This is a genomic window from Streptomyces sp. NPDC060000 (genome assembly GCF_042737375.1).
GTDB lineage: Bacteria > Actinomycetota > Actinomycetes > Streptomycetales > Streptomycetaceae > Streptomyces.
Genome location: NZ_JBHWUU010000003.1, coordinates 151,863 through 168,021, shown reverse-complemented (window position 1 = coordinate 168,021; position 16,159 = coordinate 151,863). Strand labels below are relative to the sequence as shown.

The 16,159-nt window shown below is 69.2% G+C and carries 11 protein-coding genes and 1 tRNA gene; 2 read left to right on the top strand and 10 right to left on the bottom strand.

Annotation, left to right across the window (positions count from 1 at the left end):
* Positions 1–21 precede the first annotated feature (21 nt).
* Positions 22–699 carry a response regulator transcription factor gene (locus ACFWBB_RS03580; protein ID WP_385266388.1) on the bottom strand — a complete coding sequence of 226 codons (678 nt, stop codon included), beginning with the start codon at positions 697–699 and terminating at the stop codon, positions 22–24.
* Here ACFWBB_RS03580 and ACFWBB_RS03575 point away from each other — a divergent pair.
* Positions 607–1,491: a PepSY domain-containing protein gene (locus tag ACFWBB_RS03575; RefSeq protein WP_385266446.1), complete on the top strand. Its 885-nt coding sequence runs from the start codon at positions 607–609 to the stop codon at positions 1,489–1,491. The two genes, ACFWBB_RS03580 and ACFWBB_RS03575, sit on opposite strands and share 93 nt — an antisense overlap.
* Before the next feature lie 520 nt (positions 1,492–2,011).
* Positions 2,012–2,497 carry a hypothetical protein gene (locus ACFWBB_RS03570; protein WP_385266386.1) on the top strand — a complete coding sequence of 162 codons (486 nt, stop codon included), beginning with the start codon at positions 2,012–2,014 and terminating at the stop codon, positions 2,495–2,497.
* Between the two features lie 333 nt (positions 2,498–2,830).
* Here ACFWBB_RS03570 and ACFWBB_RS03565 read toward each other — a convergent pair.
* From ACFWBB_RS03565 to dnaA, 9 genes are all read right to left on the bottom strand, one after another.
* A tRNA-Ile gene (locus ACFWBB_RS03565) sits at positions 2,831–2,907 on the bottom strand.
* A 123-nt stretch (positions 2,908–3,030) separates the two neighbouring features.
* Positions 3,031–3,819: a DUF3566 domain-containing protein gene (locus tag ACFWBB_RS03560; RefSeq protein WP_385266384.1), complete on the bottom strand. Its 789-nt coding sequence runs from the start codon at positions 3,817–3,819 to the stop codon at positions 3,031–3,033.
* Positions 3,820–3,835: 16 nt separating this feature from the next.
* Positions 3,836–6,430 (bottom strand): DNA gyrase subunit A, encoded by a 2,595-nt coding sequence (gene gyrA / locus ACFWBB_RS03555; RefSeq protein ID WP_385266381.1) that lies wholly within the window; start codon positions 6,428–6,430, stop codon positions 3,836–3,838.
* A 42-nt stretch (positions 6,431–6,472) separates the two neighbouring features.
* The gene (gene gyrB / locus ACFWBB_RS03550) at positions 6,473–8,557 is read right to left on the bottom strand and encodes a DNA topoisomerase (ATP-hydrolyzing) subunit B (protein ID WP_385266379.1); all 2,085 of its coding nucleotides are present in this window, start codon (positions 8,555–8,557) and stop codon (positions 6,473–6,475) included.
* Positions 8,558–8,931: 374 nt separating this feature from the next.
* A complete protein-coding gene (locus tag ACFWBB_RS03545; RefSeq protein WP_385266376.1) occupies positions 8,932–9,468 on the bottom strand; it encodes a DUF721 domain-containing protein in 537 nt (178 codons plus the stop codon).
* Complete coding sequence (gene recF, locus ACFWBB_RS03540) at positions 9,465–10,586, bottom strand: DNA replication/repair protein RecF (RefSeq protein ID WP_385266374.1); 1,122 nt, start codon at positions 10,584–10,586, stop codon at positions 9,465–9,467. The genes ACFWBB_RS03545 and recF overlap by 4 nt, the downstream gene beginning before the upstream one ends.
* A 53-nt stretch (positions 10,587–10,639) precedes the next feature.
* Positions 10,640–11,515, bottom strand: coding sequence for a phosphogluconate dehydrogenase (NAD(+)-dependent, decarboxylating) (gnd, locus tag ACFWBB_RS03535; RefSeq protein ID WP_385266372.1), 876 nt, complete (start codon positions 11,513–11,515; stop codon positions 10,640–10,642).
* 201 nt (positions 11,516–11,716) lie between these two features.
* Positions 11,717–12,847, bottom strand: a complete 1,131-nt coding sequence (dnaN, locus tag ACFWBB_RS03530; protein ID WP_356260508.1) for a DNA polymerase III subunit beta — start codon at positions 12,845–12,847, stop codon at positions 11,717–11,719.
* 1,101 nt (positions 12,848–13,948) lie between these two features.
* Positions 13,949–16,015 (bottom strand): chromosomal replication initiator protein DnaA, encoded by a 2,067-nt coding sequence (gene dnaA, locus ACFWBB_RS03525; RefSeq protein WP_385266369.1) that lies wholly within the window; start codon positions 16,013–16,015, stop codon positions 13,949–13,951.
* Positions 16,016–16,159 lie beyond the last annotated feature (144 nt).

Here is a 16,159-nt window from a genome sequence, read left to right as displayed (position 1 = left end):
CCGACGCGGGGGACGAGTCGGCTAGCCACCGTCGGTCGCCAGCCGGTATCCAGCGCCGCGGACGGTCTCCAGGGCGCAGCGCCCGAAGGAGGTGTCGATCTTGCGACGTACGGCGCTGACGTGGACCTCGACGAGATTGGGGTCCGCCTCGAAGGCCGAGTCCCAGACCTGTTCGAGGATCTCGCGCTTGGACACCACCTCGCCGGCCCGGCGGGCCAGGTACTCCAGAATGGCGAACTCCCGCGCGGTGAGACGGACTTCGGTGCCGCCACGGACGCATGTGCGGCCGGCCGGATCGATCACCAGGTCACCGAGCCGGAATGTCGGAGGGGCCCGGTGGCCGGTACGACGGTGGAGCGCGCGGAGCCGGGCGACCAGGACGACGTAGGAGAACGGCTTGGACAGGAAGTCGTCGGCACCGGTGTCCAGCGCCTCAGCCTCGTCGTACTCCCCGCCCTTGGCCGTGAGCATCAGGATCGGTGTGTCGCTCCCGGCCGAGCGCAGCCTGGCGCAGACCCGGTAGCCGTTGAGGCCGGGCAGCATGATGTCGAGCACGACCACGTCGTAGCTGTGCTCCAGGGCGAGCCACAGTCCCTGGTTCCCGTCGTGGGCGACATCGACGGTGAACCCCTCGGCCATGAGACCTCGCTGCAGAGTGGCGGCCAGCCGCTTTTCGTCCTCGACTACCAGTACGCGCACGGCATACAGCCTCGCACGCCGGACGGGCGGTGGCTGAAGACGCCTTCAGCCACCTTCAGCCTGGCTTCAGCAACGGCATTCCAAGCTGATCGCAGCCGCCGGCACCGGGCCGGTCGAGGCGATCAGGAGCCCAGCATGTCCCAACCCGAACCGCAGCAGCAGCAGCAGCCCGAGTCGACGCCGGACTCACCGGTCGCGCTGTCGAAGTCAGCCAAGTCGGCCAAGTCGGCCAAGACCTTCCGGGCACGCCTCCCCCGGGTGAGCCGACGTCGTGGGACCGTCCTCGGCGTCGCGGTTGTCCTGGCGGTCGCGGCCGCGACCGGCGCCGCCGCGGTCGTCGACCACGACCACGGTGAAAAGGGCGACCACGGCCGGCTTGCGGCAGAGCACGGGCGGGCGGACGGCGACGACGGCCGGCAGGGCGCACACGAGCAGGCACGAGGCGGTCGCGGCGGCCAGAACGACGAATCCGGGCTCGGCGACAACAGCCAGGGCACCCAGAGCAGCCAGAGCGGTCAGAGCGGTCAGAGCGGTCAGAACACTGAAGGGACCCTCGCACCCGCCCCGCTGCCGGCGGTTTCGGCCGGGGCGGCGATCGAGGCGGCCAACAAGGCGGTTGCCCATGGCAGGACGGAGGCGCTGCACGTGATCGCAGAGCAGGGTGGCGGAAGCGCGTGGGAGGTCGAGGTGCTGGGCACCGACGGCGTCCTGCACCTGGTCACCATCGACGGTGCCACCGGCACGGTGACTGGCAATACCGTCGCGTCGGCCACCTCGGACACGGCGAGCTGACGGCCCGGCCCCCGACCCGAGGTCGGCGCGACCCTCCCTCGGCTCGGCGGTGCACCGCCTTGGCGCCACGAGCGCGCAACGGCATGGGCCGACCAGCCCGCCCCAGAGGTTCACCGTCACCCCGTCCGGGAGGAAGTCCATGAAGTCGCCGCCGGCGTCGAAGCCGGAGACCACACGCGAGACACGGTGTGGAACACGGGGCACGCCGCGTCCGGGGCGGATGGCGACCGACCAGGACAACGCACGGTGGACCCCGGTCGTTCCCGGTCCAACCACTGCCTTCGCCCGTTTCGTCCTGTGCGGCGGCGGTGTCGGGGTCGCCTCCAGCGCAGCTGTGTCGCTGTGCGCCGCTCTGATGCCCTGGGCGGTGGCGAACGCGCTGATAACCGCCGCCTCCACCCTCCTCTGTACGGAGCTCCACGCACGCTTCACCTTCGGGGCCGGGCGGCGCGCCGGATGGCGCCGGCACTGGCAGTCCGCGGGGTCGGCCGCCGCCGCCTACGCGGTGACCTGCGCCGCGATGGCCGTTCTGCACACGGTGCGGCCGTCGCCGGGGATCTTTCCCGAGCAGGCCGTCTACCTCAGCGCCGCCGGGCTTGCCGGAACCGGACGTTTCCTGGTGCTGCGCCTGTTGGTCTTCGCCGATTCCGCCCATGGCAGGACCCGGGTCGCGGCGCCGGATCAAGGACGTCGTGCCGGCCGTGCTGCACCAGGGGATACGCGCCGTGGCCTCGGGCGACGCCGTCCTCACCTCGCGCACCCTCCGCGGCCTGACCACTTCGCCCTGATCGCATCCTGGCCCCGCGACGACACCGCGGGCGCGCTCTTCGATCAATTGACGGCCCGCGAGAGGAGGTCCCACCACCCCATCGCCGCCGGCCCGGCCAACGGCGAAATCGCCGAACGCCTGTTCCTCACCGAGGCCACCGTGCAGACGCCCGCCGCGGGACCGCGCACGGCCGTGATCCTCGGCTACGGGCATCAGCTGCGCACGCAGGGGACTTGAGTCCGGCGCGTGCCCATGCGGCGGGCCCGCGAACAGGGCGTCCGAAGTCAGCGCTCCGGCAACGAGCGTGAGCGTGCTGGTGAGAGGGACAAGGACGGGAAACCCAACGATCGCCGGTGCCCACTGGGCCCAGCAGGACGGCCACGACCTGATCTTCCCCTCCGAGCACGGCGGCATGATCGACCCGACGGGCTTCTGTGACGACGCTCGCAGAGGTGCTGGAAGACCCGCTCGTCGGCTGACCGCAGCCGTTCACCGCCGTTGATGCCAACCGGTCGTATCAACTGGTCGTGTCAAAAGGCCCCCGGACCGATGGTCCGGGGGCCTTTTGGCTGGTGGGGCTAACAGGATTTGAACCTGTGGCCTCATCCTTATCAGGGATGCGCTCTAACCAACTGAGCTATAGCCCCGCCGCGCTTTGCGGTGTGTGTCCCGCGCGCTGACTCCTGAAGATTAGCGCACGACGTGGGCAGTCCCAAAATCGATAGTCGCGGGACGCACAGCAGGGTTTGGAAGCGCTACGACGGCAAAGGTCACTCGTCCTCGGCGAGCGTCAGCTCGACACCGCCGACGAAGCCCGCGGAGAGGTTGTAGATGAACGCGCCGAGCGTCGCGAGCGCGGTCGCGAGGACGACGTCGATGACCGCGATGACCGACGTGAACATCAGGACGTGGGGAAGCGACAGGAACGACTGGAGGTCGAAGCCGTTCGACTCGTTGGAGCCGGTCGCCTCCGAGATCGTCCCGCCGACCGTCGAGAAGACGCCCATCGCGTCCATGACCATCCACAACATGGCGGCCGCGACGATCGTGCAGATGCCCAGGGCGATGGAGAGCAGGAAGCTGACCTTCATCACCGACCAGGGGTCGGCCTTCGCCACGCGCAGCCGCGCCTTGCGCACGCGGGGCGTGGTGCGTGCGCCGGTGCGCGGTCGCCGTACGGCGCCGGCCGCGGCGGGCGCCGCGGGTGACTGCGCCGGGTAGGCCTGCGGCGGGTGGTAGGGCCCGGCGGGCTGCTGCTGCGGCTGCCGCTCGCCGGGGAGCGGTGATGCGTCCTGCTTGGCCTGCGTGCCTCGGGTTTCCGTCACGGTTTCCCCCTGGGATCCCTTCGATCCTTGTGCGGTCGAGGGTGACGGCGAGTCGGCCGCGGGGGGCTTGATGGCCTTCAGCTGGGTCGTGTGGGTGTCCGCCGCACGCCCGTCTGCACCCCCGGCGCCCCGCGCGTCGGTCGTACGCGCGTCCCCCGCCGACGCGGCGGAGCCACGGCCGCCGCCGTTCTTACCCGTACCGGCAGACGTACCGGCGCCCGTGGCTCCGCTCACGTTGACTCACTCCTCGCTACTCGGACGAGGGCGACTCACCCTCGTCCGTGCCGGTGGTCGTGGCTGCCTCGGCGGTCTCGTCCACGGCGTCCTCGCCGTCGACCTCCTCCGCCTCCCGCCCCGCCTCGGCGTTACGTGCGATACCGACGACGGCATCGCGCTTGCCCAGGTTGATCAGTTGGACGCCCATGGTGTCACGGCCCGTCTCCCTGACCTCGTTGACTCGCGTACGAATCACACCGCCGGACAGCGTGATGGCGAGGATCTCGTCGGTCTCCTCGACCACCAGCGCGCCGACGAGAGAACCGCGGTCCTCGACGATCTTGGCAGCCTTGATACCCAGGCCACCGCGACCCTGGACGCGGTACTCGTCGACAGCGGTCCGCTTCGCGTACCCGCCGTCTGTGGCAGTGAACACGAACGTACCGGGTCGAACAACATTCATCGAGAGCAGCTGGTCTCCCTCACGGAAGCTCATGCCCTTGACACCCGAGGTGGCACGGCCCATGGGCCGCAGGGATTCGTCCGTGGCGGTGAACCTGATCGACTGCGCCTTCTTGCTGATCAGAAGCAGATCATCGTCGGCCGAGACGAGTTCGGCTCCGATCAGTTCGTCGTCGGAACCGTCCTCCGTCTCACGGAGGTTGATCGCGATGACACCACCGGCACGCGGCGAATCGTAATCCTTCAGAGGCGTCTTCTTCACCAGCCCGCCCTTGGTGGCCAGGACCAGGTACGGCACCGCCTCGTAGTCACGGATCGCGAGGATCTCGGCGATCGCCTCGTCCGGCTGGAAGGCCAGCAGGTTCGCGACGTGCTGTCCACGCGCGTCACGGCCGGCGTCGGGCAGCTCGTACGCCTTCGCGCGGTAGACCCGGCCCTTGTTGGTGAAGAACAGCAGCCAGTGGTGCGTGGTGGAGACGAAGAAGTGGTCGACGATGTCGTCCTCCTTGAGCTTCGCCCCGCGCACCCCCTTGCCGCCGCGCTTCTGGGAGCGGTAGTCGTCCGCCTTCGTGCGCTTGACGTAGCCACCGCGCGAGATGGTGACGACGATGTCCTCTTCGGCGATCAGGTCCTCGATGGACATGTCACCGTCGTAGGGCACCAGCGTCGTCTTGCGGTCGTCGCCGTACTTCTCGACGATCGCGGCCAGTTCCTCGCTCACGATGCCGCGCTGGCGGACCGGCGAGGCCAGGATCGCGTTGTACTCGGTGATCTTCGCCTGGAGTTCGTCGTGCTCCTGGATGATCTTCTGACGCTCCAGGGCGGCCAGTCGGCGCAACTGCATCTCGAGGATGGCGTTGGCCTGGATCTCGTCGATCTCCAGGAGCTGCATCAGGCCCGTGCGCGCGATGTCGACGGTGTCGCTGCGCCGGATCAGCGCGATGACCTCGTCGATGGCGTCCAGGGCCTTCAGCAGGCCGCGCAGGATGTGCGCCCGCTCCTCGGCCTTGCGCAGCCGGAAGCGCGTACGGCGGACGATGACCTCGATCTGGTGCGTCACCCAGTGGCGGATGAACGCGTCCAGCGAGAGGGTGCGCGGGACACCGTCGACCAGCGCCAGCATGTTGGCGCCGAAGTTCGACTGGAGGTCCGTGTGCTTGTAGAGGTTGTTGAGGACGACCTTGGCGACCGCGTCCCGCTTCAGGACGATGACCAGGCGCTGCCCCGTACGCGACGACGTCTCGTCACGGACGTCGGCGATGCCGCCGATCTTGCTGTCCTTCACCAGGTCGGCGATCTTCTGCGCGAGGTTGTCCGGGTTCACCTGGAACGGCAGCTCCGTGACCACCAGGCACTGGCGGTTCTGGATCTCCTCGACCTGGACGACCGCGCGCATCGTGATGGAGCCGCGGCCCGTGCGGTACGCCTCCTCGATGCCCTTGCGGCCGACGACGAGCGCGCCGGTCGGGAAGTCGGGGCCCTTGATGCGCTCGAGGAGGGCGTCCAGCAGCTCCTCGTGAGAGGCCTCCGGGTTCTCCAGGTACCACTGGGCGCCGGACGCCACCTCGCGCAGGTTGTGCGAGGGGATGTTGGTCGCCATGCCGACCGCGATACCGGCCGAGCCGTTGATCAGCAGGTTCGGGAAACGGGCCGGCAGGACGGTCGGCTCCTGGGAGCGGCCGTCGTAGTTGTCCGTGAAGTCGACGGTCTCCTCGTCGATGTCGCGGACCATCTCCATGGACAGCGGCATCATCTTGCACTCGGTGTACCGCATGGCGGCCGCCGGGTCGTTGCCGGGAGAGCCGAAGTTGCCGTTGGAGTCCACCAGCGGCATCCGCATCGACCACGGCTGCGCAAGGCGGACCAGCGCGTCGTAGATCGAGGAGTCGCCGTGCGGGTGGTAGTTGCCCATGACGTCGCCGACGACGCGGGCACACTTGTAGAAGCCCTTCTCGGGCCGGTAGCCGCCGTCGTACATGGCGTACAGGACGCGGCGGTGGACGGGCTTGAGGCCGTCCCGGACGTCCGGCAGCGCGCGGGAGACGATGACGGACATCGCGTAGTCGAGGTACGAGCGCTGCATCTCCGTCTCGAGCCCGACGGGCTCGATGCGCATCACGACGTCGCCGCCCTCTTCAGGGGTGACGGGAGTGTTCTCGTCGGTCATTGCTGGTGAGAATCCTTTCTGGCGCGGTCAGCTGAGACCGACTCAGATGTCGAGGAACCGGACGTCCTTGGCGTTGCGCTGGATGAAGGCGCGGCGCGCTTCGACGTCCTCGCCCATGAGGACCGAGAACAGGTCGTCGGCCTGGGCGGCGTCGTCGAGGGTGACCTGGCCGAGGACGCGGTGCTCCTGGTCCATGGTCGTGATGCGCAGCTCCTCGGCGTTCATCTCGCCGAGGCCCTTGAAGCGCTGGATCGAGTCCTCGCGCACGCGCTTGCCGCGCTGGCGGCCCATCTCGAGGAGCGCGTCGCGCTCCCGGTCGGAGTACGCGTACTCGATGTCCTCCCGGCCCCACTTGATCTTGTAGAGCGGGGGGCGGGAGAGGAACACGTGCCCGGCCTCGACCAGCGGCCGCATGAAGCGGAACAGGAAGGTCAGCAGCAGGGTGTTGATGTGCTGGCCGTCGACGTCGGCGTCCGCCATCAGGATGATCTTGTGATAGCGGAGCTTGGAGATGTCGAAGTCCTCGTGCACGCCGGTGCCGAAGGCGGAGATCAGCGCCTGGATCTCCTGGTTCTGCAGGATCTTGTCGATCCGCGCCTTCTCGACGTTGAGGATCTTGCCCCGGATCGGGAGGATCGCCTGGTACTGCGGGTTGCGGCCGGACTTGGCCGAACCGCCGGCGGAGTCACCCTCGACGATGAAGATCTCGCACTTGATGGGGTCGTTCGACTGGCAGTCGGAGAGCTTGCCCGGCAGCGACGCCGACTCCAGCAGACCCTTGCGGCGGGTCAGGTCACGGGCCTTGCGGGCCGCCACGCGCGCGGTGGCCGCCTGGATGCCCTTGCGGACGATGTCCGCCGCCTCCACCGGGTTGCGGTCCAGCCAGTCGTTGAGGTGCTCGTAGACCGCCTTCTGGACGAAGGTCTTCGCCTCCGTGTTGCCCAGCTTGGTCTTCGTCTGGCCCTCGAACTGGGGCTCGCTCAGCTTGACGGAGATGATCGCGGTCAGACCCTCGCGGATGTCGTCACCCGTGAGGTTGTCGTCCTTCTCGCGCAGCAGCTTCTTGTCGCGCGCGTACTTGTTGACCAGGTTCGTCAACGCCGCGCGGAAGCCCTCCTCGTGCGTACCGCCCTCATGCGTGTGGATGATGTTGGCGAAGGAGTACACGCCCTCGGTGTAACCGCTGTTCCACTGCATGGCGACTTCGAGGGAGAGGCTCTTGTCCCTGTCCTCCGCCTCGAGGTCGATCACCGTCGGGTGCACCGCCTCGCCCTTGCGGGAGTTGAGGTACTTCACGAAGTCGACGATGCCGCCCTCGTAGTGGTACGTGACGGTCTTGACCTCGTCCTTCTCGTCCGCACCCGCCTCGTCCGCTCCGGCGGTGGCCTTGGCCGACTCGCGCTCGTCGGTGAGTTTGATCGTCAGGCCCTTGTTGAGGAAGGCCATCTCCTGGAAGCGCCGCGAGAGCGTCTCGAAGGAGTACTCCGTGGTCTCGAAGATGTCGGCGTCGGCCCAGAAGGTGACCGACGTGCCCGTCTCGTCCATGGCCTCGTGCTTGACGAGCGGGGCCGTCGGGACGCCCATCTTGTAGTCCTGCGTCCAGCGGTGGCCGTCGGTCCTGACCTCGACGGCCACCTTGCTCGACAGGGCGTTCACGACCGAGACGCCGACGCCGTGCAGACCGCCGGAGACCGCGTAGCCGCCGCCGCCGAACTTGCCGCCCGCGTGCAGCACGGTCAGCACGACCTCGAGGGCCGGCTTGCCCTCGGACGCGACGATGCCCACCGGGATACCGCGGCCGTTGTCGATCACGCGGACGCCGCCGTCGGCCAGGATCGTCACGTCGATGGTGTCCGCGTGGCCGGCCAGCGCCTCGTCGACCGAGTTGTCGACGACCTCGTACACGAGGTGGTGCAGGCCGCGCTCACCGGTCGAGCCGATGTACATACCGGGTCGCTTGCGGACCGCGTCCAGACCCTCGAGGACGGTAATGGCGCTGGCGTCGTACGAGGCGGTGACCTCGCTGCTCGAGGCACTTGCCCCGCCGCTCGCGCCGGCGTCGGTGGACGGGATGTTCTCGTTGGGGTTGCCGGAATCGGCCACGAAGCGCCCTTTCTGGCACAGCACCAGCCAGGCTCGTCGGCAGGTTGCCGGAGCGGCTGCGGCATGTTGCGTTGGTAAGCCTTGATCAGCGTTGCTCAGCTTCTCCCGGGCGGTCCCCACGTGTGGGGCGGGATTGGCTTCCAGTCTACCGGTAGCACTGACACTGATGGGGGTTTGCCGGTACCTGAGTCCGCATGTGCCGCCCTCAACCGGTCTCTTCCGGGTCCCGATATACGGAAGGGGGCTCCAAGAGGCTCACGGAGGCACTCAGCGCTTCCGGGTGTCAACCCTTGGCTACTTGGGAGTCAGGTCGGAATTCGCACCCGCACGCGGGCACACGGAACGAAGGCCGGGCGGTCGCCACAGCACCGTCCCGGCCTTCGAACGCGTGACGCACGTCACCCGTAGGTATCGCCGGGACCGGTGCTTCCAGGGGCCCTCAGGGGGCCGTAGCGGCGCGCGGGACCGTTCGGGCCGAGCACCTTGATCTGCCGCACCGCGCCGTGCCCGAGATCCTCGTTGAGGCGCGCGACGAGGGTCGGCGCGAGCAGGCGCAGGTTCGTCGCCCAGGCCGTCGAGTCGCAGCGCACGATCAGCACCCGCTCGTCCTCGTCGTACTTCTCCGGCTCGCAGTGCTTGGCCACGTCCTCGCCGACGATCTGCGGCCACCGGCCCATCACACCGCCCACCGCGGCCGGCGCCTCCCAGCCGCGCTCGGTGAGCAGCCGGTTGATCGCGGCGCCCAATGCCATGGGGTCGCGGCCGTCGGCGCGCGCCCCGGAGCGCAGACCGCCGCCCCGCCGCGCCTGCTTCTTCTGCTGCGCCGCGTCCCCACGCGCGCGTGCCTGCTCACGGGCCGCCCTGAGCGCCACCCGCGCGAGGTCGACGCCGGAGGGCTCGGGCACCCGCTTCGCGGCAGGCTCCTCCGCGGTCATACGCGCTCCACCGTCCCCTCGGCCACCGCGTACCGGGCGCCCGCGAGCACATGCGGTACGTCGTCGTCGACCGCCGCCGTCACCAGCACCTGCTCGCCGGGCGCCACCAGCTCGGCCAGCCGTTCCCGCCGACGGGCGTCCAGCTCGGCGAAGACGTCGTCCAGGACCAGCACCGGCTCGTTGCCCTCGGCCCGCAGCAGGTCGTACGAGGCCAGCCGCAGCGCCAGCGCGTAGGACCACGACTCGCCGTGCGAGGCGTAGCCCTTGGCGGGCAGCTGACCGAGTTTGAGGGTCACGTCGTCCCGATGCGGGCCCACCAGGGTCACGCCCCGCTCGATCTCCTGCTTGCGGACGTCCGCGAGCGCGCCCATCAGCTGCCCGTAGAGGTCCTCACGCGTGTGTGCCTCACCGGGCGCGGACGGCTTGTACTCCAGGGCCACGGGACCGCCTCCGGGCGCCAGCTGCTCGTACGCCTTGTCGGCCAGCGGCTGGATCGCGGCGACCAGGTCGAGGCGCTGGGCGAGCAACTCGGCACCCACGCGCGCGAGGTGCTGGTCCCACACGTCCAGGGTCGACAGGTCCATCGAGCGGCCGCCGTGCCGTCGGGCGAGCGCGGCCGTCTTGAGGAGCGTGTTGCGCTGCTTGAGCACCCGCTCGTAGTCGGAGCGCACGCCGGCCATCCGCGGGGAGCGCGCGGTGATCAACTCGTCGAGGAAGCGGCGCCGTTCACCGGGATCACCCTTGATCAGCGCGAGGTCCTCGGGCGCGAACAGCACGGTCCGTACGATGCCCAGTACGTCACGGGGCCTGACCTGCGAGGACCTGTTGATGCGGGCGCGATTGGCCTTGCCCGGGTTCAGCTCCAGCTCGATCAACTGCTGCCGCTCGCCCTGCTTGACCTGCGCCCGGACGATCGCGCGGTCGGCGCCCATGCGCACCAGCGGCGCGTCCGAGGAGACCCGGTGACTGCCGAGGGTGGCGAGGTAGCCGACGGCCTCGACGAGGTTCGTCTTGCCCTGCCCGTTGGGGCCCACGAACGAGGTGACGCCCGGGTCCAGTGGAACCTCGACCCGGGCGTACGAGCGGAAGTCGGCCAGCGACAGATGCGTGACGTGCATGGTCGTTCGCCGACCTCCCCCAGGGTTGTGGATCGCGGGGGCGACCCTGTGGACTACTTCTTCTCGACCGCGTGGCCGCCGAACTGGTTGCGCAGCGCCGCGATCATCTTCATCTGCGGCGAGTCGTCCTGACGGGACGCGAACCGCGCGAACAGCGAGGCCGTGATCGCGGGCAGCGGCACGGCGTTGTCGATCGCGGCCTCGACCGTCCACCGGCCCTCGCCGGAGTCCTGCGCGAAGCCGCGCAGTTTGTCGAGATGCTCGTCCTCGTCGAGGGCGTTGACGGCCAGGTCGAGCAGCCAGGACCGGATGACCGTGCCCTCCTGCCAGGAGCGGAAGACCTCGCGCACGTCCGTGACGGAGTCGACCTTCTCCAGCAGCTCCCAGCCCTCGGCGTAGGCCTGCATCATGGCGTACTCGATGCCGTTGTGGACCATCTTCGCGAAGTGGCCGGCGCCGACCTTGCCGGCGTGCACCGCGCCGAAGTCGCCCTCGGGCCTGAGTGCGTCGAAGACCGGCTGCACCTTGGCCACGTGGTCCGCGTCGCCGCCGTACATCAGGGCGTAGCCGTTCTCCAGGCCCCAGACGCCGCCGGAGACGCCGCAGTCGACGAACCCGATGCCCTTGGCGGCCAGCTCCTCCGCGTGCTTCTCGTCGTCCGTCCAGCGGGAGTTGCCGCCGTCCACGACGACGTCACCCGGCTCGAGCAGCTCGGCGAGCTCGTCGACGGTCGACTGGGTGGCGGCACCGGCCGGGACCATCACCCAGACCACGCGCGGGCCCTTGAGCCTGCCCACAAGCTCTTGGAGGCTGTGGACATCGGCGAGGTCCGGGTTGCGGTCGTATCCGACGACGGTGTGGCCCGCGCGGCGGATCCGCTCGCGCATGTTGCCGCCCATCTTGCCGAGGCCGATGAGACCGAGCTCCATCAGTTGTTCCTTAGGTCGCTGTGTGGCGTGTGGGGCACTCTCGTACCCATGTCCGAGCCTAAACCCGGACGCTCACGCACACCTGTGGGCATACGCGCTCAGACGTACGACCCCACCTGCGGATTCATCGGTGGCTTCTCCCCAGGATCCGCCCCGGTCGTCCACGGGCTGTGGACGACCGCCGGATCCGCGGCGCCGGCGTCAGCCGCTGAGGCGCACCGGCATGATCAGGTACTTGTAGGCCTCGTCCGCCTCCGCGTCCAGCGCGGGCTTGCCGCTGAGCAGCGCGGGCTTCGTGGACGTCGTGAAGGACAGCTGGGCCACGGGTGAGTCGATGGCGCTCAGGCCGTCAAGCAGGAAGGTCGGGTTGAAGGCGATCGAGATGTCGTCGCCCTCGAGCTGGGCGTCGACCCGCTCCACAGCCTGTGCGTCGTCGCTGGAACCGGCCTCCAGGATGAGCACGCCCTGCTCGAAGCTGAGCCGCACCGGGGTGTTGCGCTCGGCGACCAGGGCCACGCGCTTGACGGCCTCCACGAAGGGGGCGGTCTCGATCACGGCGACGGAGTTGAACTCGGTGGGGAACAGCGTGCGGTACTTCGGGAGGTCGCCCTCCAGGAGGCGGGTCGTCGTACGCCGTCCCGCGCCCTCGAAGCCGATCAGCCCCTCGCCCGAGCCGGACCCGGAGAGCGCCAGGATGACGCTGTCGCCGCTCGTGAGCGCCTTGGCGGTGTCCAGGAGCGTCTTGGCGGGCACCAGGGCGACCGCGGAGGCGTCGGGGTTCTCCGGCTTCCACAGGAACTCGCGGACCGCGAAGCGGTAGCGGTCGGTGGAGGCCAACGTGACCGTGTCGCCCTCGATCTCGATGCGCACACCGGTGAGGACCGGCAGCGTGTCGTCACGGCCTGCGGCGATGGCGACCTGGGCGGCCGCGGAGGCGAAGACCTCGCCGGGGACCGTGCCCGTCGCGTTCGGCATCTGCGGCAGGGAGGGGTACTCCTCCACAGGCAGTGTGTGCAGCGTGAAGCGCGAGGAGCCGCAGACCACCGTCGCCCGTACACCGTCTGTGGAGATCTCGACCGGGCGGTTGGGCAGGGCGCGGCAGATGTCCGCGAGCAGGCGGCCGGAGACGAGGACCGTGCCCTCCTCCTCGACCTCGGTCTCCACGGAGACCCGCGCGGAGACCTCGTAGTCGAAGCTGGACAGGCTCAGCTGGCCGTCCTCGGCCTTCAGCAGCAGGCCGGCGAGGACAGGCGCCGGCGGACGGGCCGGGAGGCTGCGTGCCGCCCAGGCCACGGCCTCCGCGAGTACGTCGCGTTCCACCCGGATCTTCACTCTTGCCGCCTCCTGCTGTTGCCGGCGCTTCTCGCCCTGCCTGGCCTTCGTCGTCTGTCTCGGTGTGGCCGGCCCCGGTGTGGGGCAGGACCACCGGGACCAGTCTGACGCACCGCACTGACAGTCGGTGCCCCTCGGGGTCAAGTCGTGACGAGGGGCAGCCGGGCACCGAGGAGCGAGTTGTGCACAGGACCCCCTTCTAAACGGATTTCTCACTCTCTCTAGTTGGGAGTAGTAGTAGGGGCTGTGGAAACGGTGGATAACCGTGTTTTCGCAGCTCAGAGGCGAGATTTTGTCCACTGGTCCTGTGGGCGGAGCCGGTGGAAAACCAGGGCCTTCTGTGGAGAACAGAAAGTTCTGCACACACCGTGCACAGGCTGGGGCGAGTTGTCCCCAGCGGCGTCCCCAGGTTTACCCACCTTTCCCACAGGCCAACCTGGCACCTTCGTGTGACGCCTTTCACTCGACCCGGTGAGGAGGCGCGTCGGGTTGCCGAACAGTGGACAGCCATGTGGAGAAGCCGGAGATCACTGGGGACAACCGGCCTCAGCCTGTGGGTTGCCGGTGGACAACCTCGTGCACAGCCTGTGGATCATTTCTTTGTCCACAGGCTGTGGAAAACCTTCGTCCACGAATCCACAACCAGGTGACCTGGTCCGATCGTCCCGCACCGGGAGCGCCTGTGGACACAGTCTGGACAACTTCCCGGTCCCCAGGGTGTGGACGGGAAAAAGTCGCCGAATCTGTGGACAGTGGCCGTAACCCGGCCGGTAATCGAACACCGGGTGAGCAGCGGACGACCGTTGCCAACCGCGGTCCGGCCTGGTTCCGGCCGCGGCCGGTGCGGATTCGGCCGCGGTTCGGCGAGGATTCGGCCGCCGGTCCGGCGCGGGATCGGCGCGGGACCGGCGCGGGACCGGCGCGGGACCGGCGCGGGACCGGCAATCGGCCGGCGAGTGAGGGACCTTCCGCAGGCGCGGGATCGGCCGTCGCCGGCCACGTCCGCCGATCCATGTGCCTGGTCCCGGGACGACGAAAGGCGCCCCCGGATCTCCCTCCGGGGGCGCCTCGGCGACGTATGAGACGCGTTCCGCGGGGCCGTCAGCCGTTCTTGATGCGGTTGGTCAGCTCGGTCACCTGGTTGTAGATGGAGCGCCGCTCGGCCATCAGATTGCGGATCTTGCGGTCCGCGTGCATGACCGTCGTGTGGTCGCGGCCGCCGAACAGCGCGCCGATCTTCGGCAGCGACAGGTCCGTCAGCTCACGGCACAGATACATGGCGATCTGCCGGGCCGTCACCAGCGCGCGACCGCGCGAGGTGCCGCACAGGTCCTCGATCGTCAGCCCGAAGTAGTCGGCGGTCGCGGCCATGATGGCCGTCGAGGTGATCTCCGGGGCGGAGTCCTCGCCACCGGGGATCAGGTCCTTCAGGACGATCTCCGTCAGGCCCAGGTCCACCGGCTGCCGGTTGAGCGACGCGAACGCCGTCACCCGGATCAGCGCGCCCTCCAGCTCGCGGATGTTGCGCGAGATCCGGGACGCGATGAACTCCAGTACCTCCGGCGGGGCGTTGAGCTGCTCCTGCACCGCCTTCTTGCGGAGAATCGCGATGCGCGTCTCCAGCTCGGGCGGTTGCACATCGGTGATCAGGCCCCACTCGAAACGGTTCCGCAGCCGGTCCTCCAGCGTGACCAGCTGTTTCGGCGGCCGGTCGCTGGACAGCACGATCTGCTTGTTGGCGTTGTGGAGCGTGTTGAAGGTGTGGAAGAACTCCTCCTGAGTCGACTCCTTGTCCGCGAGGAACTGGATGTCGTCGACGAGCAGGATGTCCATCTCGCGGTACCGCTTGCGGAAGCTGTCGCCCTTGCCGTCACGGATGGAGTTGATGAACTCGTTGGTGAACTCCTCGGAGCTCACGTACCGCACGCGCGTGCCCGGGTAGAGGCTTCGCGCGTAGTGCCCGATGGCGTGCAGCAGGTGCGTCTTGCCGAGGCCCGACTCCCCGTAGATGAACAGGGGGTTGTACGCCTTCGCGGGTGCCTCGGCGACGGCGACGGCGGCCGCGTGCGCGAACCGGTTGGAGGCGCCGATGACGAACGTGTCGAAGAGGTACTTCGGATTCAGGCGGGCGGTCGGCTCACCGGGGCCGGCGGTCGGCGAGGACTGCTTGGCCGACGGTCCGGGCGCACCGGCGCCGGGCCGGCCGGGACCGCCCGGACCGCCGCGGTGCGGATGACCGGGACCGGCCGACGGGTCTGCCGGCTCACGGCGACCGGGGTCGCGCTGGTCGTAGTCGGAGCGTTTCTGCTCGTACGGCGAGGGGTCGTACGGCGGCCGATCCATCGACTGGGGACGGTAGTCCTGCGACGGCGGACCGTAGGAGTCCTGCTGCGGCGGGGCGCCGTACGGAGCCTGCGACGCGGGCCCGCCGTACGAGTCCTGCGACGAGGGCGACGCGTAGGGGTCACGCTCCGGAAAGCCGAGCCGCTGCTGCTGCCAGCTGTACTCGTCCTGCTGCGGCCGCGGCCAGGCGCCGGGCTCCGGGCGCTGGTACTCCGACGGGTACGCGGGCCGCGCGGTGGGCAACTGGTCCGGGCGCTTGTCTGGCCGCTGGTCCGGGCGCTGGTCCGGGCGCTGGTCCGGGCGCGAGCCGGGAAGCTGGTCACCGGGCGTCGGGGGCAGCTGTTCGGCGCGGTGCCGGCCGTAGCCCTCGTACTGGCTTTCGTACGACTTGTCGTACCCGGTGCCGTAGCGGTTGTCCTGACCGTCGTATCGCTTGTCCTGACCGTCGTACCGGCCGTCCTGGCCGTCGTAGGACCCGGCGGAGAGCTCGGGCTCCTCGTAGCGCGACTGCTGCTGTGCGGAGGGTGCCGACGGGGCCGGTGGCTCGCCGACGGAGTCGTCGACAGTGATCGCGATACGGATCGGACGCCCGCATTCGCGGCTCAGGGTCTCGCTGACGATCGGGGCGAGGCGGCCTTCGAGGACGCCCTTGGCGAATTCGTTCGGCACGGCGAGCAGCGCGGTGTCGGCGACCAGCGCCAGTGGCTGGCAGCGGCGGATCCAGTGCTCGTCCTTCACCTCGACATCCTGGCCGCGGCCCTCCCCGAGGAGCTGCTCCAGTACTCGTGGCCACACTGCGGCAAGATCGGCAGGCACGTCAGCCACAGGGCACGCTCTCTCGTGGGTCCCACGAACGTGTGGTTGCGGGACGGTCGGGATTCATATCGGGCGGGGACAGGGACAAAGGAACGAATCGGAGTTCAGCCACGGTAGTCAGGCCGACGGCTGCGGTTCAAGTTGTTGTCCCCA